The sequence below is a fragment of the Psychrobacillus faecigallinarum genome (assembly GCF_014836595.1).
Taxonomy (GTDB): Bacteria; Bacillota; Bacilli; order Bacillales_A; family Planococcaceae; genus Psychrobacillus; species Psychrobacillus faecigallinarum.
The window spans coordinates 1-19,687 of record NZ_JACSQO010000010.1 but is presented as its reverse complement, the minus strand read 5'-3'; the positions used below and the strand labels follow the sequence as shown (position 1 = coordinate 19,687).

The following is a 19,687-nucleotide window of genomic DNA, read 5'->3' as shown; positions in this document are numbered from 1 at the left end:
AAGCTATTTCCTAGCCGTTGTACGGAGCGATGGCGATGAATTCAAAAATAACACGCAAAAAGTGAAATTGCATGTCGCAATTTTTCTTTTTACGTGTTACGAAACTACTTAAATCCCAGCTCAATCTGTTTTCATAATTTGATTAAAAATACGATGATGGATTTTGTTAGACTCTATAGATTTCATGTTTTTAGGTTTATCGTATCCAATCCATACTGCAGAGGTATAAGTGTCTGTAAGGCCGGCTAGCCAATAATCATAATATTCATTTGTAGTGCCTGTCTTAGCTCCCACGTACGAAGAGTTAATATGAATTCCTTTTCCAGTCCCGTTTGTGACCACCTGTTGAAGTAAACCTCTCATCGTTTGGGCTGTCTTATACGACCAAGCTTCTTGAAAATCCTCATCCCATCGATACAGAACATTTCCTTGCTTGTCTTCAACTTTTCTTATTGAATGCACTGGTTTATATGTTCCGTTGATGAAGCTTGTATAAGCATCTGCCATTTCTGCTATCGTAACGCCATGTGTTAATCCTCCTAGTGCGGCAGAATACGTATAATCCTCTTTTTGTATATATTCAAATTGAAAAGGAGATAACCTTGCAAAAGCATTTTCAATACCGACCTTATCCAATAATCTTACAGCAGGGGTATTATGGCTTAAACGAAATGCATCTTGAATCGTCACATCTCCATATACTACTCCTCCGTAATTTTGTGGGCAATAGGATCCAATACATAACTTACCTGCATTAACAGAGTTGGCAGGAGTATAAGTAGTTGTCTCAAATAATGGAGCGTATACTAGCAAGGGCTTAAAGGCAGAGCCAGGTTGTCGAACTGCCTGATAGGCGCGATGAAAATCCATTTTCCTATAATCCTTACCTCCATATACACTTACAATTTCTCTAGATTCATTGTTAATCACTACAGACGCAGCTTGTAATTCTGGAGTTTTGCTTAAAAGGCTATTAATGTAACGTTCATCATAATCTTGTTTAGATTGATCCAAAGCTGTAGAGATAGTTATCCCTCCAGCGATTACTTCATTGACACGGGTTTTTAATTCACTTTCTAGGAATTGCCTTTGCTGTTCATTTTGTGAGTTAGCGATTCTTTCTTTAAATCCCTCGTTGTGTGCTATAAGGTTTTCAAGCTCATGTAAAACAAACGTGCTATAGGCAGGGTATAGTTGTTTTTTTAACTTCGTCGAAAGAACAATTGATTCCTTCTTTATTTTTTCTCCATTCTCGGCAGTGAGCCGTCCATTTTTGACCATGACATCTATTAGAAGCTCTTGTCTCTTTTTAGTAGCTTCAAAGTTAGTGAGTGGATTATAAATGGTTGGATTATTCGGGATAGCACTGATAAAGGCAAGCTCTGATTCCCTCAATTCTTCTATTGGGCGGCCGAAGTAGAAGGTGGCAGCTGCCCCAATTCCATATACCTGGTTGCTGAAGTAAATCTCATTTAAATAATTAGTTAGTATTTCTTCTTTAGTAGTTTGTTTTTCCATTTCATGTGCATATAGCAACTCTGTTAGCTTTCTTTCATATGTTTTTTCAGTAGACAAGTAGCGTAGGCGGACTAGCTGCTGAGTGATGGTGCTAGCTCCTTGTTCTCGTTCCTGAGAAGAAGCATTTGCAAAAACTGCTCGGAAGATTGCGGTAAAATTAAAGCCAATATGATTATAAAATTCTACATCCTCACTCTGTATAAATAGCTCCTGAACAAATAGAGGAATAGTTTCTAACTCTATCGGTTCTCTCCATTCCACATAGTCCTCAGAAAATATTTCACCTTGTTTATCTAAGAGGACAACTGGAGAAGTTATTGTAGGGTTAGAAAGCTGAATAGAATGTTCTAAGTCATCATTAAAAGAAGCAGCTGAAAGCACCTCAGTATGGATAAAGGAATATAAAATCCAAAGGAGAGGAAAGCATAATAATATGATAATAAATCCAGTACCTTGTCGCATAATTTGCACTCCAGTTCAAGTTATCTCCATAAAAGAATAGCACATATCTCGCTGGAAAAGTGTGCTAATTTTTCTAAGTAAACACCTAGTGAATATCTACAGGAAGCTACAAAAAAAGACTTTCGAATTGATTAATTCGAAAGTCTTTTGGTAATCAGTGTGCTTTTGCATGGAGTTCCTCTTCATGGAGCACTTCTTCAAAATCTTGAACTGGTTTCTTACTTGCGAAATAGATGATGAAGAATGCCAATAGGAAGAGGGCACCAGTAACGTAAAATACCGAAGAAATACCGATAAAACCACTAATAAAGCCCCCAAACATTGGACCAATGATATTACCGAGGAATCGGAAGCTTGTATTGTAGCCCATTAACTCGCCTTGTACTTCAATTGGCGCCTCCCGACGTATTAAGGCAGTGGTAATCGGTATTAGACCACCGGATGCAATACCAAATAGGAAGCGGAGCACCATCAGTTGCCACAGCTCTGTAACAAAAGCTTGTGGAACGATAAATATAAAAGCAATTAGTAAGAGAGTAGACAAAACTTTTTCGTATCCAATGGAATCTCCTAGCTTACCCCATATTCTCGCAAATAACAGACTTCCTACACCTGTCGCACTGAAGGTAATTCCTGCCAATAATGCAACTTCATTTGAATCGGTTAAGTGAGAGACGTATAAAGAAAGAAGAGGCTGAATACTAAAAAGCCCAATTTGAATAAGGGAACTAATCATCAGCACGTTCAACATTAATCGGTGATGAAAAATGCCGGATACAACAATCTTTCTTGAATATTCATGCTCATCCTTGGGTTTTACTCGTCGCATCTCTCTAATTCCTAAAATAACCATGAATGCGGCTATAGATACAGCAGTTGCTGTAATGACGAACGTATATTGAAATCCAAACGTATCAGCCATAAACCCACCTATTACAGGACCGAATAACGTACCAGACACGCTTCCCATTTGTAACGTCCCCATTGTTTTACCAGCAACTTCTTTTGGTGTTTGAGAGCTGATAAATGCTAAAGAGGTAGGGATAAAGCCGGTAACTACTCCCATGAATAAACGTAGGACAAAAAATGCCTCGACTGAGTTGATAAAGCCCATTAAAAAGACACTTATGGCAATACCAAAACCATTTATGACAAGGATTGGTTTGTAGCCATACTTGTCTGCTATTCTTCCCCAAATAGGCGACATAATAAGTGCTGATACAAAGGTTGCTCCAAAAACAAGGCCTGCCCATTTTTGGACATAGGCGTCTGTAAAGTCACCCATTGTATTAATATACAATGAAAGGAAAGGCATGATCATTGTCATCGTACTGGATACAAGAAAAATAGAAAACCACATGATTATAAAATTTCGTTTTTGTATGCTCATCGGAATCCCTTCTTTCTCTTGTCGCATACTACTGTCTTTTAGTATAAAACATTTCGGGTGACTAAGAAAGTTGATTGTTAGAAACTTTGTCACTGAAAACTACTTTTAGTTATGTTAAACTGTTTTGGGGTGATTATGTTGAAAAAAATAATTTTATTGAATTTATTTACACTACTTTTTATAACAGCTTGTGGAAGCGACTCATCCGATAAAGAAAAAGACGCTACTAAAGAGACAGCAGAACAAGAAACTGCTGTTACTACTGATACCCAACAAGAGGGAGAAATAATCACATATCCGCAACTTTCAACAGAAGTTGCTGAAAATGAAGCTTTAGTCCAAATGAACACTTCTTTAGGAACGATAAAAATCAAACTATTCCCAGAAGAAGCACCAAAAACAGTGGAAAACTTTTTAACTAAAGCAGAAGAAGGATATTATGAAGGCGTTATTTTCCATCGGGTCATCGAAAACTTTATGATTCAAACCGGAGATCCTACTGGGACAGGAGCAGGAGGAGAAAGCATTTATGGTGAATCATTCGAGGATGAATTTGCTAATAATCTATTCAATTTAAAAGGTGCACTTTCTATGGCGAACACGGGTCAGCCGAACACTAACGGAAGTCAGTTTTTTATCGTCCAAGCTCCTCTACAAGAAGGAATCGTTGAACAGCTTAGAAAAGGCGGATGGCCGGAGGAAATTATTAATGCTTACGAACAAAATGGCGGAACACCGCATTTAGATCAAAAACATACGGTGTTTGGACAGGTTATTGAAGGTATGGATGTAGTCGATGAAATAGCTAAAGTAGAAACTGGTGCAAACGATAAACCAGTAGAAGATGTCCTTATTCAGTCTATAGAAGTTATCCAAAAATAAAGTTAGGAAGTGTAGACTATGTTAAACTTTCTTTCATTAGGCTTTTTGTATTTATACTTTCCAGAGGATAAAACCGAATATATACCAGTAGTATTAGAGTTTATAATAGTATTTATTCTATGTGTGCTATTATTCCGTTGGTTTAAAAAGAAATCCGCTAGAGACGCTGCAAAAGCGAAAGAAATAGAAGAACGAGTATTACAAGCAAGAAAAGAAGAAATGGAAAAGAAGGTGCCTTCTGAGTGAAGGCACCTTCTTTTTATATATTAGTACATAGCTTATTTTGCTCTAGTGCTAGGACAATGCATGTTTGAATCTCGAAACTCCTTCTTCTACTGTTGCTCTAGGACATGCCACGTTCATTCGAAGGAATCCATCTCCGCCTTCTCCATATTTAGTTCCAGGCTCTAATGCAAGTTTTCCCTTAGTTAATAATAGATTCATCATATCTTTCTCATTCAAGCCTGTCCCACGATAATCAATCCATAGTAAATAACTACCTTCTGGTTTAGAAATCTTAATGCCTTCTATAATTGATAATTGTTTAATGACATACTCCATATTACCTTCTATAACATCTATTAACTCTTCAAGCCATGGAGCTCCGTGTTCATATGCCGCTTGCATAGCAGTTAAGGAGAAGACATTCAGTCCCATGTCTCCACGTCTTGCAGCACTATTTTCTAATGCTTTTCGCAATTCATCATTAGGTACGATGGTAGCAGCACCTTGAATTCCAGCTAAGTTAAACGTTTTAGTTGGTGCAAAGAAAGTAATAATATGATCGATTTCTTCTGCTGCAACAAGTAGAGGAACATGTTTATTTGGTTTAAAGACAAGATCTGAGTGTATCTCGTCTGAAAGTATTAATACATTATGCATTTTACATAGTGAAGCCATCTTAGTTAAATCTTCCTTGCTCCACACTTTTCCTCCTGGGTTATGTGGGTTGCAAAGTATAAATATTTTTATATCCTGCTGTAAGCATTCTTCAAAAGCATCCCAATCCAATTCAAAGGAGTTACCTTTTTCCTTTAAGCGACAAGTAACAACCTCTCTTTCTAAAGTATTCGGTATACCTTTAAAGGGAGGATAAATTGGAGTGTGTACAAGTACTTTATCTCCTATTTCTGAGAAAGCCTCAACCACTTCGGCCATTCCTGGAATAACCCCATGACGTAAGAGAATCCATTCGTTTTCTATTTCTAGTTGGTGTTTAGTATATACCCAAGAAGATAATGCATCCTTCACTGCTTCAGGGGTAATTGAGTATCCAAAAACAGGATGCTCTAGACGCTTATGTATGGCTTGCTGTATTACTGGTGCTAAACTAAAATCCATATCTGCTACCCACATTGGAAGTACATCCGCATCATCCTCAATAGCATATACTTGTTTTAACATATCCCATTTCACGGAAAAAGTGTTACGACGATTAAAAATAGTAGAAAAATCTGACAAAATAAAATCCCCTTTCATTTTTAACTTATTGTGTTATTATAACCCTAACTAATAAAAGTAGTAAGGTGAAAAAATAATGGATACTATAGAGATGAATAGAAAAGCAGTTTGGTTACTTCAAGAGTGGGATCCTTTCAAGTTCGGAATTGATGCTTACGAAACAGAGATCGCCGATGTTGTAGCTTCTCTGCACGATATCGACCATCCTTCAGAGCTTGCTAGAAAAATTCAAGAAGTTTACGAGCATTCCTTTGAACAATGGATTCCACTAGAAAAATGCGTGGAGATCTCTTACAAACTTATTGCTTTAAAATATGAAATGAAGTGTATTATTTAATTACTCACTTCCTATAATGCTAGATAAAAAGAGTAATAACAAGAAAAAGCTTTCGATTCCAATGAATCGAAAGCTTTTATTTTACACTTCTTGCAGGCCGTCCATTAAGTTGGATGCAGGTACTTCTAATGCGTTAGATAGCTTTAAAATAGTTTGTGTTGAAGGAATTTCACTACCAGACTCGTACGCTTCCAATTTTCCAGCGCCGATTCTTGTTTTTAAGGAAAGTGTTTCTAAAGAAATATTGCGTTCTTCTCTTAGTTGTCGCAACTGCTTATGCAATTCTTTTTTCATGATTTCTGTCCACCTCTTTAAAAATTCTTCACATCTTATATCATATTATAGCACATTTTTTTTTGGAACCTGTTTTAATGTATTGTCAGAAAAAGTACAATTTTTAATTTACTAGCCTAAAGGATATTTGTCCTATTTAAGAACATTCATAACCCCTTGAATAAATACAATTAAAATTGCTACTGGTGCAGCATAGCGTACAATAATTCTCCAACCGTTTAAAAGAACAGCTCTAGAACCAATCTCCTTGGAAATGTCATCTTTAGAGAAGTGGAATCCAGCAAAAATTGATATAAAAAGTGCCCCTAAAGGTAAACCAATGCTACTAGTCAGGAAATCAGCAAAATCAAAAATCGACAAGTCTAGGATTTTAATATCTTGAAGAACACCAAAAGAAAGAGCACTTGGAATTCCAACAAGGAAAATTAAAAAGCCCGAGATCCAAGCAGCACGTTTTCTTCGATCATAATTCGACTTAATACCAATGGACACAACGATCTCTAACATACTGATGGAAGACGTTAACGTGGCAAATAATAACAGGATAAAGAATATTATTAAAAAGAATTGCCCGAAAATAATTTGTTCAAACACTGCTGGTAGAATGATGAATACTAATCCAGGACCAGCGTCTGGAGAAAAACCCAAAGCGAAAACTGCAGGGAATATTACGAGACCTGCCATGATAGAAATACCTATATTCAGTAAGGAAACACTAAGAGCCGAATTTCCTAAATTAGTTCCCTTTGGTAAGTAGGATGCATAGGTAATCATCCCAGAAACACCGACACTGAGAGAAAAGAATGCCTGACCCAATGCAAGCAGGGCAGTTTCCCACGTAAAATAAGACCAATCCGGTATTAATAAAAACTTAACTCCTTCAATAGCTCCATCAAGAGTCAGTGAACGTATGGCTAGAACCACAAAGAAGATGAGAAGTAAGGGCATCATCCACTTACTAGCTTTCTCAATTCCTCCCTTGATGCCTCCTGAAACAATCCACAAAGTTAAGAGTATAAATACTCCTTGTCCAATTAACACTTCCCAAGGATTTGATATGACCGTATTAAATAAGTCCTCATAGAAATTATCTGCACTCCCGTTTAAGCTAAGAGTAATAGAACGGAACAAGTAAGATAAAATCCAGCCACCAACTACACTATAAAATGAGAGTATTATAAACGAAAAGAAGAAGCCAGACCATCCGATTAAAAACCATGGCTTTTTAGGTGCCAATTTTTTAAATCCAGTTACTGCATCTGCCTGTCCCTTTCTTCCTATGATAAATTCAGCTAGTAAAATTGGTAATCCAATAAGAAGTGTACATAGGATGAAGAGCAATACAAAGACGCCACCACCATTAGTTCCTGCCATATAGGGAAACTTCCAAATCGCCCCTAATCCAATGGCACTTCCGGCCGCAGCCAATATAAATCCAATTTTCGACCCGAAGTGATCTCGAGTTTTCATATGTATTCCTCCTTCAACGCTTTAACGCTTTAAAGGGATAGTATACTATTTTGTTAATGAAAAATAAACGCTAAATCTATAAATGTGAATTGTTAATATGTGCAAGTAAGATAAAAGTATACAGATAGATGTAACATTTAGCTGGCATCTTTCGTATCACTTATAGCAAAAGAGAGAGAGCGGGGTGGAGCAATGGTTGAGAACGAATTGATCGAACTTGCACAACAGGGCGATCAGCAAGCATACGGGGAACTCATTCGCTTACATCATCGAACAGTAGAAAAATTTGCCTTTCAATGTGGAGTGCGAGTTCAAGATATACCAGATGTGACACAGGAAGTGTTTGTAAAATTGTATCGTTTCCTTCATCAATTTCAAAAGGAGCGTTTCACAACCTGGTTATATAAAATTACATTAAATGCAACAAGAGACTATTACCGCAAGGAAACGAAGGAAGCGCAAAAAGAGGTAAGGCTTCAAGGAGTATCGCCTGACCACTATATAATGAAGTCTGCCGAGGAAAAGGTCCTTGTTTTTGAGGAGGATCGAGAGCTCCATGGAGCAATACAATTATTAGATGAAAAATATCGCCATCCCATTATACTTTTCTATTTTCATGACATGTCTTATGAACAAATGGCAGATGTACTGAATGTTCCAATGTCTACCATTAAAATTCGATTATTACGAGCAAAGGGACATTTGAAATCGGCTCTACAAATTAGTGGAGGTGAAAACCATGGACGATAAAAAACTGGAAGTACGTTTGGAATTATTGAAAGATTCATATGAGCGACTACCTACTTCTTTAAACACAAGTCACATACTTAAAGAAATAGAAAACCCAAAATCAGCATCACAAATGATTTCTGCACAAAAGAAAAATATTAATTGGCAACGAGTTACTGCTTGGATTGTTAGCGCTGCCGCAATTCTTGTCTTTGGATTAATAGGAGCAAGCTTCCAGGTCGAAAAACCGTCTTCTATAGCAACTCAGTTAGAAAATATTGACGGAGAGGGCAAGGTTCAATTAGCAGACGCCTCTCAAGAGTTTATTAATAGACTAAAAAACAATTACTCGAAAGAACGAGAAAAGCGGAGAGAAATGCTACATCTTACGGAGGAAGAATTTTCGGAATTGCCTTATATACAACAAACAGATGCTCTATATATACGTTATACAGAAGAAAGTAGTTTTTCGTTATACTATTCTGTCCCATCCTTTTCTGATAGTGAATCATTAAATATTAGATATGATGAATTAATCCATTCTCTCTATCTTCCATCTGAAATGATTCAGGAAGTCAAAAGTAAAGGTCAAAAGGTATCTGATGAAGATACAGCTGAATTTTTTAATGCTTATTCTAGTAAGGTAAAAGAATTGAGGGAGTACTTTGGAAAAAAGGACAAAATGACTGATGAACAACTAGCAGCATTAAAAAAAGAAAATCTCTTCCAAAGCTCTGAAGAAACCAAAATAAAATATAAAATGAATGAGGAACAGTTGTCGGTATTAAAAAATATATTAGCCCCATCTTTTGTTGGATATAATTATATTCTCGAAAAGGAACCTTTTACTTATGGAGGTGAATTAACCTATAGCTTGAATGATTCGGTAGCAATATTAATGCACCTAGATATGTTGCTAGGGAACAGTTCAGATTTATATATTGATAAGAGTTTATTGAAGTTATACTATACAGAAATTTTTTATGCTGTTGTAAAGGGTACTAAGGAAAAACCTGTATTCATTAGTGGAGCTGTAAATAAAGAGTATCAAGATATTTGGAAGGATATTGTCAGTGAATCAAATAGTTCCAACATATTTATTTTATTAAACCCGATAGTAAACGAATTTGAAAACAGCGGTTGGACAAATTCAGATAGCTGGGACGCTTTAGATTACGGTGATATTGATGATTCACTTCGTTATTGGTAAAGTGCATGCTTCCATGCCACCTCAGTGATTTTTGGTCATATACTTTCTGATATGTTATAATTTAACATGACTATATCGTAGATAAGAAAGTAGGACGGCAATATGACAAAAACATTTAAGGTAGGAGATGTGGTTACTGGTAAAGTGACGGGTATTCAACCATATGGTGCGTTCGTTAGTCTGGATGAACAAACACAAGGTCTAGTGCACATATCAGAAATAACATATGGCTATGTTAAGGAAGTAGGAGAGTTTTTGACTGTTGGTCAGGAAGTAGAAGTGAAAATTCTAGAAATAGATGAGGAAGCAAGTAAAATAAGCCTTTCTATTCGAGAACTTCAAGAAAAACCAACCTCTTCGAAACGTGATGATAAGCCACGTAAATCACTTCAAGCTCGTGTCGATGAGCATGATGAAGAAGGCTTTAATACATTGAAGGAAAAGCTAGCAGGGTGGATTAAACAATCCATCCAATAATAAAGGAAAGGTGAAGAAGGATCATATCCTTCTCCACCTTTTTTTTATCATGTAAAATTTAAACTTTTCTTATTTTACGTAATCGGTACTGTAGATTCTGCCTACTCATTCCCAATGCCTCCGCAGCTTTAGTGACATTGTTATTGTATTTTTCTAAAGCCTTTTGTAAATAATACGTTTCCGCTTCTCTTAAGTATTCGTCTAGAGGAAGGATATCTCTCTCTGGAGAGATGACAAAGTCCTCGGCATTTTTCATTGATCCATCCATATCCTGAATTTTTAATTTGAAATGGAGTGGCAGCATATCGAAACTTAATGTTCTCTCTGTTGTAATCATAGAAGTGATTTCGTCTAATAAAAGCTCCAATTCCTTTAAGTTACCTGGCCAGTCATAGGTTTTAAAAGCTTTTATTACCTGTGGATCTATGTCTTCAAGAGTAGACGCGTACCGATTCAAATGTCGCTGGAAGTAATCATGTATAAAGGGCATAATATCCTCTGTTCGTTCACGAAGCGGCGGAATATTAATAGAAATAGACGCAAAGTAATAATATAGCTCTTTAACCAACTGGTTATTATAAACTAGGTCAATCGGATCTTCTCCAATACTAGCGATATACAGATTGTGGTTAGAGCTATTTTCTTTTAAAATTTCAAATAATTTATTTTGTAAATCGATGGATAATAAATCTATTCTTTCACAAAATATAGTGCAGTTATGCAGGCTTTTTATTTCTTGTTCGAATTTATAAATTATTTGATCGTCCGCACTATAACAATAAAGCGTTATAAATTGCTCGTTTTGTGGAGAAAGCTGATGATGTATTGCTTCCGCTATTAAATCCTTTCCTGTCCCAGCTTCTCCAATAAGCAGGATAGGCATTCGTACATTGGCTGCTTTTATTGAGCGTTCCTTTACGTCCTTCATGATTTTAGATTCTGCTGTGATAGAGGAAAGTGTGATTGCCTCGTTATATCTCTTTAAAGGCTGAAATAATAGCTTTTCCAGAGCCGTGATATCTCGTGAAAATTCAATCGCCCCTATTAAGACACCATCTTCAAAAACAGGATATGTATCGTTAATAGTGGTGATTTCTTGACCATTCCTACTCCAATAGGTCTGTTTTACTCTTAGGACTGGCTTTTCGCTATGTAGAACTTTTAATAAGGTACTTTCATGTTGTTCGAATTGAAAAAGTTCTAGGATAGAACGATCTTCTACATCCATCGAATTCAAACCTTCGATTTCTTTCATTTTTTCATTGTATATAATCGTTTTTCCCATTAAATCTATTGCATGAATGCCTACAGTGACTTGCTCTGTAGCGAATTTGTAAAAGGGGAGCAACTTACTAAAAGTACTGGTCAAATTAATCACCTCAAAAAAATATTTAACATTTTAGTTAATTATACTTGAAAAACGCAACAATCTTTTGCATTATTATAAGTGAAGTAGTATTAGTAGTGCAAATTTTTTTTGCGCTAACATTTAAAGGAGGATTTACATGATACCTTATAAACACGAAGCATTTACAGATTTTTCAAAAGAAGAAAATAAAAAAGCAATAAAAGAAGGATATAAAATTGTTGACGCATATTTAGGTCAAGATTTCCCATTAATCGTTGGTGGAGAAAGAATTACTACTGAAAGCAAAATTGTTTCTTATAATCCAGCAAAAAAAGAAGAGGTAATTGGTAAAGTATCAAAAGCTTCTCAAGAAATCGCAGAAAAAGCACTTAAAATTGCTGATGAAACATTCAACACATGGAAAAAAGTAAAACCAGAAGTACGCGCAGATGTACTTTTCAAAGCAGCGGCAATCATTCGTCGCCGTAAATTTGAATTCTCCGCTTTATTATCAAGAGAAGCAGGGAAAACATGGGTGGAAGCTGATGTAGAGGTTGCTGAAGGAATTGACTTCTTAGAATATTATGGACGTCAAATGCTACGTCTTAAAGAAGGCCAACCTGTGGAAAGCCGTCCAGGTGAATACAATCGTTATGACTATATTCCATTAGGAGTTTCTGTTGTTATCTCTCCTTGGAACTTCCCATTTGCTATCATGGCTGGTACTACTGTAGCAGCTATGGTTGCTGGTAATACAGTATTATTAAAACCAGCTTCTACTACTCCTGTTGTTGCTTATAAGTTTGTAGAAGTTCTAGAAGAAGCTGGAATGCCAGCGGGCGTTGTTAACTTCATCCCTGGTTCAGGTGCTGAAATTGGTGATTTCTTAGTTGAACACCCACGTACTCGTTTAATCAGCTTTACAGGATCTCGTGACGTTGGTTTAGGAATTGTAGAAAAATCAGCTAAATTAGCTGAAAAGCAAATCTGGATTAAACGTACAATTCTTGAAATGGGCGGTAAAGACACAATCGTTGTAGATAAAGATGCTGATTTAGAATTAGCTGCTCAATCAATCGTACGATCAGCATTTGGTTTTAGCGGACAAAAATGCTCGGCTGGTTCACGTGCTGTAATCCTTGAAGATGTATATGACCAAGTAGTGGATCGTGTAAAAGAGTTAACGAATGAGTTAACTGTAGGTATTCCAGACGAAGATGAGCATTTTGTAGGTCCAGTAATCGATGCTTCTGCATTCAAAAAAATCATGAGCTATATCCCAGTTGGTAAAGAAGAAGGTCGCTTAATCACTGGTGGAGAAGGTGACGATTCAAAAGGTTACTTCATTCAACCTACTGTATTTGCAGATCTATCTCCAACTTCTCGCATTATGCAAGAAGAAATTTTTGGACCAATCCTTGGTATTTCTAAAGCAAAAGATTTTGATGAAGCGATTGAAATTGCTAACAACACGGAATATGGTTTAACGGGTGCCGTTATTACTAATAACCGCATGAACTTAGAAAAAGCGCGTGAAGACTTCCACGTAGGTAACTTATACTTCAACCGTGGATGTACTGGAGCTATCGTTGGATACCAACCATTTGGTGGATTCAACATGTCTGGAACTGACTCTAAAGCTGGTGGACCAGACTACATTCAACTTCATATGCAAGCTAAAACAACTTCTGAAATGCTTTAATATTTTTTAAACAAATCTTATGAAATGGCCAAACAACTGGTTTGTCTGGCCATTTCATTTAATAGGGGGAAAATGAATGTCAGTATCTAGTAAAGTAATTGAACAAACAGAAAAATACGGTGCACACAATTACAATCCACTACCAATCGTTGTGTCTGAAGCTGAAGGTGTTTGGGTAAAGGATCCAGAGGGTAATAAATACATGGATATGCTATCTGCATACTCAGCTGTAAACCAAGGACATCGTCATCCTAAAATTATTCAAGCGTTAAAAGACCAAGCAGATCGTGTTACTTTAACTTCTCGTGCGTTCCATAACGACCAGTTAGGTCCATGGTATGAAAAAGTAAGTCAATTAACGAAAAAAGAAATGGTTTTACCGATGAATACAGGAGCTGAAGCTGTAGAAACAGCATTTAAGGCTGCTCGCAGATGGGCGTATGATGTAAAAGGTGTTGCTGATGATCAAGCAGAAATCATTGCTTGTAACGGTAACTTCCACGGCAGAACTATGGGAGCGGTTTCTTTATCGTCAGACCCAGAATACAAACGTGGATTCGGACCAATGCTTCCAGGGATTAAACTAATTCCTTACGGGGATATTGAAGCACTTAAGCAAGCAATTACTCCAAACACAGCTGCATTCTTAATCGAACCTATCCAAGGCGAAGCTGGAATCATTATTCCTCCAGAAGGATTTATGAAGGCTGCACGTGAATTATGTCGAGAAAATAATGTATTATTTATCGCAGATGAAATTCAAGCTGGATTATGCCGCACAGGTAAAATGTTTGCATGTGAATGGGAAGATATCGATCCGGATATGTACATCTTAGGTAAAGCACTAGGCGGAGGAGTATTCCCTATCTCATGTATAGTAGCTAACCGTGATGTTCTAGAAGTATTTAATCCAGGTTCACATGGCTCTACTTTCGGTGGTAACCCTATGGCTTGTGCTGTTTCTCTTGCTGCACTTGACGTGTTGATTGACGAGAAGCTTGCTGATCGTTCATTAGAATTAGGAAATTATTTTATGGATGCTTTAAGAGACATTAATCATCCTTCTATTAAAGAAGTACGTGGTCGTGGTTTGTTTATCGGTATGGAATTGACTGAAGCAGCAAGACCTTATTGTGAAGAACTAAAAGAACTAGGATTATTATGTAAAGAAACTCACGATACAGTTATCCGTTTCGCACCACCTTTAATCATTACAAAAGAGGAACTTGACTGGTCAATTGAGAAAATTAAAAAAGTATTTACAATTTAACTAATTGTTTCCCAATTTGTAAATGAATTGTGTTACAATAATCTCCGATGAAATCATTATGAATTAAAGAGGCGAAATAATAAATGGCTGAAAATCTAAACCTGTTCACATCAACGCAGGCTGTCATTAAAGAGGCTTTGCAAAAATTAGGCTACGACGATGCAATGTATGACTTGTTAAAAGAACCACTTCGTATGTTAGAGGTAAGAATTCCAGTAAGAATGGATGACAATACTGTTAAAGTATTTACTGGTTACCGTTCCCAACATAACGATGCAGTCGGACCAACAAAAGGTGGAGTTCGTTTTCACCCAGGCGTAACTCCTGAAGAAATGAAAGCACTTTCTATGTGGATGACATTAAAAGCTGGAATTGTTGACCTTCCGTATGGTGGAGGTAAAGGTGGGGTTGCTTGTGACCCACGTGAGATGTCTATGGGAGAAATCGAACGCCTAAGTCGTGGATATGTTCGTGCAATTAGTCAAATTGTCGGACCAACAAAAGATATCCCTGCTCCAGACGTTTTCACAAATGCGCAAATTATGGCATGGATGATGGATGAATATAGTCGTATGGACCAATTCAACTCACCAGGATTTATCACGGGTAAACCTTTAGTTCTTGGTGGATCTCAAGGTCGTGACCGTGCAACTGCACAAGGTGTTACTATTATTATTAATGAAGCAGCGAAGAAACGCGGCATTGATATGATGGGTGCTAGAGTGGTTATCCAAGGTTTCGGAAACGCAGGAAGCTTCCTTGCTAAGTTCTTGAGCGATCAAGGTGCAAAAGTAATTGGTATTTCTGATGCTTACGGTGCTTTACATGACCCTAATGGCTTAGATATAGATTATTTATTAGATCGCCGTGATAGCTTTGGAACTGTAACGACTTTGTTTGAAAATACTATTTCTAATGAAGAATTATTAGAATTAGATTGTGATATTTTAGTGCCTGCTGCTATCGAAAACCAAATTACTTCTGATAATGCTCACAACATCAAAGCTAATATAGTAGTAGAAGCAGCAAATGGTCCAACTACTTCAGAAGCTACTAGAATTCTATACGAAAGAGGAATCCTATTAGTCCCTGACGTATTAGCTAGTGCAGGTGGGGTAACTGTATCTTACTTTGAGTGGGTACAAAATAACCAAGGCTACTACTGGACAGAAGAAGAAGTTAACGACAAGTTAGTGAAGAAAATGGTAGATGCATTTGAGAATATTTATGAAGTAGCTACTACTCGTAATATCGATATGCGTTTAGCTGCATATATGGTTGGTGTACGCAGAACTGCTGAAGCTTCACGCTTCCGTGGATGGGTATAACCCGATAAGTTGAACCGCTTGTATTTTACAAGCGGTTTTTTATATGATGAAAAGGTAAAGAAAGGGGATTAACATATGAATGCATTTTCTTTTTATAATCCGGTCAAACTGATTTTTGGTAAAGGTCAACTAGCAAAGCTTCCTACTGAGCTTTCTGTATTCGGTAAAAAGGTATTGGTAGTATACGGCGGCGGAAGCATTAAAAAAAATAGTTTATACGACGAAGTAATGAATTATTTAAATGAGGCAGGTATGGAAATCTTTGAACTGTCAGGAGTAGAGCCAAATCCAAGACTATCTACTGCAAAACGAGGAGCAGATCTTTGTAAGGCAGAAGGAATTGAAGTAGTACTTGCAGTCGGAGGTGGGTCTGTAATAGACTGCACGAAGCTTATTGTTGCTGCTGCTAAGTATGATGGGGATCCATGGGACTTAGTTACACGTAAAGCCTTCCCAGAAGAAGCACTACCTTTTGGTACTGTTTTAACTTTAGCCGCAACTGGCTCCGAAATGAACTCAGGTTCGGTAATTACAAATGAAGAAACGTTAGAAAAATACGGCTGGGGGAGCCCGCTAGTTTTCCCTAAATTCTCTATATTAGACCCAGTGAACACTTTCACAGTTCCTCTAGACCAAACGGTTTATGGGATTGTTGATATGATGTCTCATATGTTTGAGCAATATTATCATAACGCGACTAACACACCTCTTCAAGATGAAATGATTGAGGGCGCTCTACGTACAGTTATAGATGCTGCTCCTAAACTAATTACCGACCTAGAAAACTATGAATTAAGAGAAACTATCCTATTTGCGGGAACTCTAGGCTTAAATGGTTTTCTACAAATGGGTTATAACGGTGATTGGGCGAGCCATAACATTGAACATGCTGTCTCAGCTGTGTATGACATTCCCCATGCAGGCGGATTGGCAATTATTTTCCCGAGATGGATGCGACATAATCTTAAAGTAAATCCAGAGCGCTTTGCAAAGCTTGCTACTAAAGTCTTCCATGTGGATCCTTCAGGTAAGACGCCGGAGGAAATTGGTTTAGAGGGTATTGAAAGATTATCTTCTTTCTGGGCTTCGTTAGGGGCACCTGTGAACCTATCTGATTATAAAATTGATGACTCACAAATCGACTTAATGGTAGAAAAAGCAATGGCACGTGGTGAGTATGGCAATTTTAATAAGTTAAATGCAGAAGATACAAAAGTTATATTAACAGCTTGTCTGTAAGACTGCGGTTGAGTTTTTATCTTTTTTCATCAATAAAAAAGTGAATTTTAAAAGGCAAGAATGCTGTTAACCCAACATTCTTGCCTTTATTATGTTAAATCATAGCTTGACATACCACCTCTTATATAAAAGAGTAATACTTAATGGAAGATTTATTTCTTGTCATTTGTTTTTAAAACTGTTTTTGAATCTTTATGATGATTCCACGTTTTAACTCCGTCGTCCTCGTCAAAGGAGATAGTCACATCGGATACTCCTTGTTGGCTTAGTATTAAATCCTTTAAAACATCATGAATATCATCTACTGTTGCAAAGGATAGCGAAGCGTCTATTTCAGCTACTAGAGTAACGTGAAGAAACTCTCCTTCTTTTATTACCTCTAGCTCTTGAATATCTTTTACTTCCTTTACATCAGAAACAAGATGCGCAATATGAACGAGCATTTGTTCATCTGTTTCCCCAAGAGCGCCTCGTGCATTATCTAAGAATACTTTACCTACTACGTAAAACATCATTAGTCCGATAAGGATAGAAGCAATACCTTCTGCTTGTAAAAATCCTGTGAAATGAGAGATCAGAACTGCTACAAAAGCTAAAATACCACCAGAAGTTGCAACTAAATCCTCCATAAATACAAGTTTTGTAGCTGGTTTTGCTCTTTTTAAATGTGCAAAGCTCGTAGTAAGCGGAGCTAAAATAGATCCTTTTATGCCAACTTCATGCAAGATTTCTTTTCCTGCTTTGTATAAAACCGCAAATTCAAGGATTATCGCAATCCCAAGAACGGTTAAACTAATTGCAAGCCCTCCAGATGCTACAGGATGTTGGATATGATGCCATCCTTCTTTGATCGTTTCATATGAGAGGATTCCTACAAGTATTACTGCACCTAAACAAACAAGATTGACCAATCGTCCAAAGCCATTTGGAAACTTAGGAGTTGGCGCCTTTTTAGAAAGTGCTGATCCTATAAACACAAAAAACTGGTTAGCTGCATCCCCGATGGAATGCATCATTTCTGCAAACATAGCTACGTTTCCAGTTAGAAAAAATGCTCCGCCTTTTAATGCTGCTATTATTGTATTTACAATTGCTGCAATCAAGGATGGTTTGTTACCACCCTTTAATAAAGTAAAAAACTGTCCCATATAATTACTCCTTTTGTTAAATAGATTCTAATTCAAGAGTTTCGATAAATTCTAAATTTGCTATCGAATGATAAAATTCTACCGTATTCTTTTTAGTAAGTATAGACAAACGAATATGAAGCTCATGCTTGATTTCATCATTCTCTAATGGAATGTCTTTTATTCGAATGCTATCAATATAAAAGCCTTGGTCTTTTAAGTGATAATACATTTTAGAAATGTTTTCTTGCTCTGAAACAATTACCTTCAATGATAACTCTTTCGATCTTAATCGCTTTGGACCTATTTTAGATAAGAGGGGAGGGATTACTTCTATACCTATTAGTACAATCACAACAGATAAGGATGCCTCCAAATAAAATCCTGCTCCCACAGCAATCCCAATTCCCCCAGCTCCCCAAATCATGGCTGCTGTTGTTAGACCACTTATGCTATCATTTCCTTTACGAAGGATAACCCCGGCCCCTAAAAAACCGATTCCGCTAACAATTTGAGCTGCTAACCGTAAAGGATCCATGGTTATATTGACTCCGTCGTGTCCAGTATGAGCCTTATATGCCGATTCGATAGATATGTATGTGAGCAAGCAACTAAATGTGGCTATAACGATACTTGTTTTTAGACCAATGGGTTTTTTCTTCAGTTCTCTTTCAATCCCAATAACTAAACTTAGGATTGCCGCGAAACTTAATTTTATTAATATCTCGCCATATCCATTTAAATAGGGAACCCAGTCCAAGGATGTTCCTCCTTTCTATTAAGTTAGTAAAGAATATGTGGAAATTTAAATCTTATACTTACATACCCATTTTTCTATTTAATATCACCCTGTTCTGAATTAATGAAGAATATTATAGTAAGTAAGGCTAAAGCTATTTAAAACTATCCTTTATTAAATAATTCAATAAAAATCATATTAAATATAAAAAAAGGTATTGCTTTTTGTTTCTCTACGTTGTATATTAATACTTGTCCTTCGGAACAAGCGACAAACTACTTGAAAGAAAATAAAAAAAGTGTTTGACAGCGAATCTGAAATGAGTTATACTAATAAAGTCGTCAAAAACAAAACGACGCGATGAACATTGAAAACTGAACATGCAAAACGTTAAGAAATACAGCGTTCAACAAACTTCGGTTTGATTGACGCAAAAACAATTTTGACATCATTTAATGATGATGCCAGCAAAACAAAATGAGCTTTTAAACTAGTTCTATTTTTTCTGGCTGACGAGACGTAGTGCAGTGCTAGGAAGCAAGTGAGCGAGGGAAGGAGCGTACTAACGTACGTGACTGACCGAGTAAGCGAAGCTGACAACGCAATGCGCTGTGTATCGCCAGCCAGCTATTATGGAGAGTTTGATCCTGGCTCAGGACGAACGCTGGCGGCGTGCCTAATACATGCAAGTCGAGCGAATGATG

General features: G+C 36.9%; 18 protein-coding genes and 1 rRNA gene. 11 read left to right on the top strand and 8 right to left on the bottom strand.

Annotated elements, in window-relative coordinates; translation table 11 throughout:
- Nucleotides 1-120 precede the first annotated feature (120 nt).
- Together H9650_RS16495 and H9650_RS16490 are read right to left on the bottom strand one after the other, a co-directional pair.
- The gene (locus H9650_RS16495) at nt 121-1,980 is read right to left on the bottom strand and encodes a transglycosylase domain-containing protein (protein WP_144538611.1); all 1,860 of its coding nucleotides are present in this window, start codon (nt 1,978-1,980) and stop codon (nt 121-123) included.
- 154 nt (nt 1,981-2,134) lie between these two features.
- A complete protein-coding gene (locus H9650_RS16490; protein WP_151113355.1) occupies nt 2,135-3,370 on the bottom strand; it encodes an MFS transporter in 1,236 nt (411 codons plus the stop codon).
- Between the two features lie 135 nt (nt 3,371-3,505).
- Between H9650_RS16490 and H9650_RS16485 the strand changes: the two genes are divergently transcribed.
- Together H9650_RS16485 and H9650_RS16480 are read left to right on the top strand one after the other, a co-directional pair.
- The gene (locus H9650_RS16485) at nt 3,506-4,252 is read left to right on the top strand and encodes a peptidylprolyl isomerase (protein WP_154310231.1); all 747 of its coding nucleotides are present in this window, start codon (nt 3,506-3,508) and stop codon (nt 4,250-4,252) included.
- 18 nt (nt 4,253-4,270) lie between these two features.
- The gene (locus H9650_RS16480; RefSeq protein WP_144538608.1) at nt 4,271-4,498 is read left to right on the top strand and encodes a hypothetical protein; all 228 of its coding nucleotides are present in this window, start codon (nt 4,271-4,273) and stop codon (nt 4,496-4,498) included.
- Between the two features lie 48 nt (nt 4,499-4,546).
- Here H9650_RS16480 and H9650_RS16475 read toward each other — a convergent pair whose 3' ends face one another.
- Nucleotides 4,547-5,713 carry a MalY/PatB family protein gene (locus tag H9650_RS16475; protein WP_225216135.1) on the bottom strand — a complete coding sequence of 389 codons (1,167 nt, stop codon included), beginning with the start codon at nt 5,711-5,713 and terminating at the stop codon, nt 4,547-4,549.
- A 76-nt stretch (nt 5,714-5,789) separates the two neighbouring features.
- On the opposite strand from H9650_RS16475, the gene H9650_RS16470 reads away from it, so the two are divergent.
- A complete protein-coding gene (locus H9650_RS16470; RefSeq protein ID WP_144538606.1) occupies nt 5,790-6,050 on the top strand; it encodes a DUF1871 family protein in 261 nt (86 codons plus the stop codon).
- 81 nt (nt 6,051-6,131) lie between these two features.
- Here H9650_RS16470 and H9650_RS16465 read toward each other — a convergent pair whose 3' ends face one another.
- Complete coding sequence (locus tag H9650_RS16465) at nt 6,132-6,344, bottom strand: helix-turn-helix domain-containing protein (RefSeq protein ID WP_144538605.1); 213 nt, start codon at nt 6,342-6,344, stop codon at nt 6,132-6,134.
- Nucleotides 6,345-6,476: 132 nt separating this feature from the next.
- Complete coding sequence (locus H9650_RS16460; RefSeq protein WP_144538604.1) at nt 6,477-7,814, bottom strand: sodium-dependent transporter; 1,338 nt, start codon at nt 7,812-7,814, stop codon at nt 6,477-6,479.
- 192 nt (nt 7,815-8,006) lie between these two features.
- Between H9650_RS16460 and H9650_RS16455 the strand changes: the two genes are divergently transcribed.
- The 3 genes from H9650_RS16455 to yugI all read left to right on the top strand — a co-directional run bounded on the left by H9650_RS16455 (nt 8,007) and on the right by yugI (nt 10,230).
- Complete coding sequence (locus tag H9650_RS16455; RefSeq protein ID WP_191697672.1) at nt 8,007-8,564, top strand: RNA polymerase sigma factor; 558 nt, start codon at nt 8,007-8,009, stop codon at nt 8,562-8,564.
- On the top strand, nt 8,554-9,753 hold the full coding sequence (locus tag H9650_RS16450; RefSeq protein WP_191697671.1) for a hypothetical protein: 1,200 nt from the start codon (nt 8,554-8,556) through the stop codon (nt 9,751-9,753). The genes H9650_RS16455 and H9650_RS16450 overlap by 11 nt, the downstream gene beginning before the upstream one ends.
- A 102-nt stretch (nt 9,754-9,855) precedes the next feature.
- Nucleotides 9,856-10,230, top strand: coding sequence for a S1 domain-containing post-transcriptional regulator GSP13 (gene yugI / locus H9650_RS16445; RefSeq protein WP_151113365.1), 375 nt, complete (start codon nt 9,856-9,858; stop codon nt 10,228-10,230).
- A 58-nt stretch (nt 10,231-10,288) separates the two neighbouring features.
- On the opposite strand, the gene H9650_RS16440 is transcribed toward yugI, so the two are convergent.
- Entirely contained in the window at nt 10,289-11,599 is a 1,311-nt protein-coding gene (locus tag H9650_RS16440; protein WP_191697670.1) for a sigma 54-interacting transcriptional regulator, read from the bottom strand.
- 136 nt (nt 11,600-11,735) lie between these two features.
- Between H9650_RS16440 and pruA the strand changes: the two genes are divergently transcribed.
- The 4 genes from pruA to H9650_RS16420 all read left to right on the top strand — a co-directional run bounded on the left by pruA (nt 11,736) and on the right by H9650_RS16420 (nt 17,117).
- The gene (gene pruA / locus H9650_RS16435) at nt 11,736-13,280 is read left to right on the top strand and encodes an L-glutamate gamma-semialdehyde dehydrogenase (RefSeq protein ID WP_144538599.1); all 1,545 of its coding nucleotides are present in this window, start codon (nt 11,736-11,738) and stop codon (nt 13,278-13,280) included.
- A 76-nt stretch (nt 13,281-13,356) separates the two neighbouring features.
- Nucleotides 13,357-14,550, top strand: coding sequence for an ornithine--oxo-acid transaminase (locus H9650_RS16430; protein WP_144538598.1), 1,194 nt, complete (start codon nt 13,357-13,359; stop codon nt 14,548-14,550).
- A gap of 83 nt (nt 14,551-14,633) precedes the next feature.
- Entirely contained in the window at nt 14,634-15,878 is a 1,245-nt protein-coding gene (locus H9650_RS16425; RefSeq protein WP_144538597.1) for a Glu/Leu/Phe/Val family dehydrogenase, read from the top strand.
- A gap of 75 nt (nt 15,879-15,953) precedes the next feature.
- Nucleotides 15,954-17,117, top strand: a complete 1,164-nt coding sequence (locus H9650_RS16420) for an iron-containing alcohol dehydrogenase (RefSeq protein WP_191697669.1) — start codon at nt 15,954-15,956, stop codon at nt 17,115-17,117.
- A gap of 152 nt (nt 17,118-17,269) precedes the next feature.
- On the opposite strand, the gene H9650_RS16415 is transcribed toward H9650_RS16420, so the two are convergent.
- On the bottom strand, nt 17,270-18,265 hold the full coding sequence (locus tag H9650_RS16415) for a cation diffusion facilitator family transporter (RefSeq protein WP_191697668.1): 996 nt from the start codon (nt 18,263-18,265) through the stop codon (nt 17,270-17,272).
- 16 nt (nt 18,266-18,281) lie between these two features.
- Nucleotides 18,282-19,004, bottom strand: coding sequence for an MgtC/SapB family protein (locus H9650_RS16410; protein WP_144538594.1), 723 nt, complete (start codon nt 19,002-19,004; stop codon nt 18,282-18,284).
- A 608-nt stretch (nt 19,005-19,612) separates the two neighbouring features.
- Here H9650_RS16410 and H9650_RS16405 point away from each other — a divergent pair.
- Nucleotides 19,613-19,687 (top strand): 16S ribosomal RNA (locus tag H9650_RS16405); the annotation flags it as partial.

What these genes read in the sequence shown, in the direction of transcription:
- H9650_RS16495 (WP_144538611.1), bottom strand. Translation starts at nt 1,980, where the DNA reads ATGCGACAAGGTACTGGATTTATTATCATATTATTATGCTTTCCTCTC.
- H9650_RS16490 (WP_151113355.1), bottom strand. Translation starts at nt 3,370, where the DNA reads ATGAGCATACAAAAACGAAATTTTATAATCATGTGGTTTTCTATTTTT.
- H9650_RS16485 (WP_154310231.1), top strand. Translation starts at nt 3,506, where the DNA reads ATGTTGAAAAAAATAATTTTATTGAATTTATTTACACTACTTTTTATA.
- H9650_RS16480 (WP_144538608.1), top strand. Translation starts at nt 4,271, where the DNA reads ATGTTAAACTTTCTTTCATTAGGCTTTTTGTATTTATACTTTCCAGAG.
- H9650_RS16470 (WP_144538606.1), top strand. Translation starts at nt 5,790, where the DNA reads ATGGATACTATAGAGATGAATAGAAAAGCAGTTTGGTTACTTCAAGAG.
- H9650_RS16465 (WP_144538605.1), bottom strand. Translation starts at nt 6,344, where the DNA reads ATGAAAAAAGAATTGCATAAGCAGTTGCGACAACTAAGAGAAGAACGC.
- H9650_RS16460 (WP_144538604.1), bottom strand. Translation starts at nt 7,814, where the DNA reads ATGAAAACTCGAGATCACTTCGGGTCGAAAATTGGATTTATATTGGCT.
- H9650_RS16455 (WP_191697672.1), top strand. Translation starts at nt 8,007, where the DNA reads ATGGTTGAGAACGAATTGATCGAACTTGCACAACAGGGCGATCAGCAA.
- H9650_RS16450 (WP_191697671.1), top strand. Translation starts at nt 8,554, where the DNA reads ATGGACGATAAAAAACTGGAAGTACGTTTGGAATTATTGAAAGATTCA.
- yugI (WP_151113365.1), top strand. Translation starts at nt 9,856, where the DNA reads ATGACAAAAACATTTAAGGTAGGAGATGTGGTTACTGGTAAAGTGACG.
- pruA (WP_144538599.1), top strand. Translation starts at nt 11,736, where the DNA reads ATGATACCTTATAAACACGAAGCATTTACAGATTTTTCAAAAGAAGAA.
- H9650_RS16430 (WP_144538598.1), top strand. Translation starts at nt 13,357, where the DNA reads ATGTCAGTATCTAGTAAAGTAATTGAACAAACAGAAAAATACGGTGCA.
- H9650_RS16425 (WP_144538597.1), top strand. Translation starts at nt 14,634, where the DNA reads ATGGCTGAAAATCTAAACCTGTTCACATCAACGCAGGCTGTCATTAAA.
- H9650_RS16420 (WP_191697669.1), top strand. Translation starts at nt 15,954, where the DNA reads ATGAATGCATTTTCTTTTTATAATCCGGTCAAACTGATTTTTGGTAAA.
- H9650_RS16415 (WP_191697668.1), bottom strand. Translation starts at nt 18,265, where the DNA reads ATGGGACAGTTTTTTACTTTATTAAAGGGTGGTAACAAACCATCCTTG.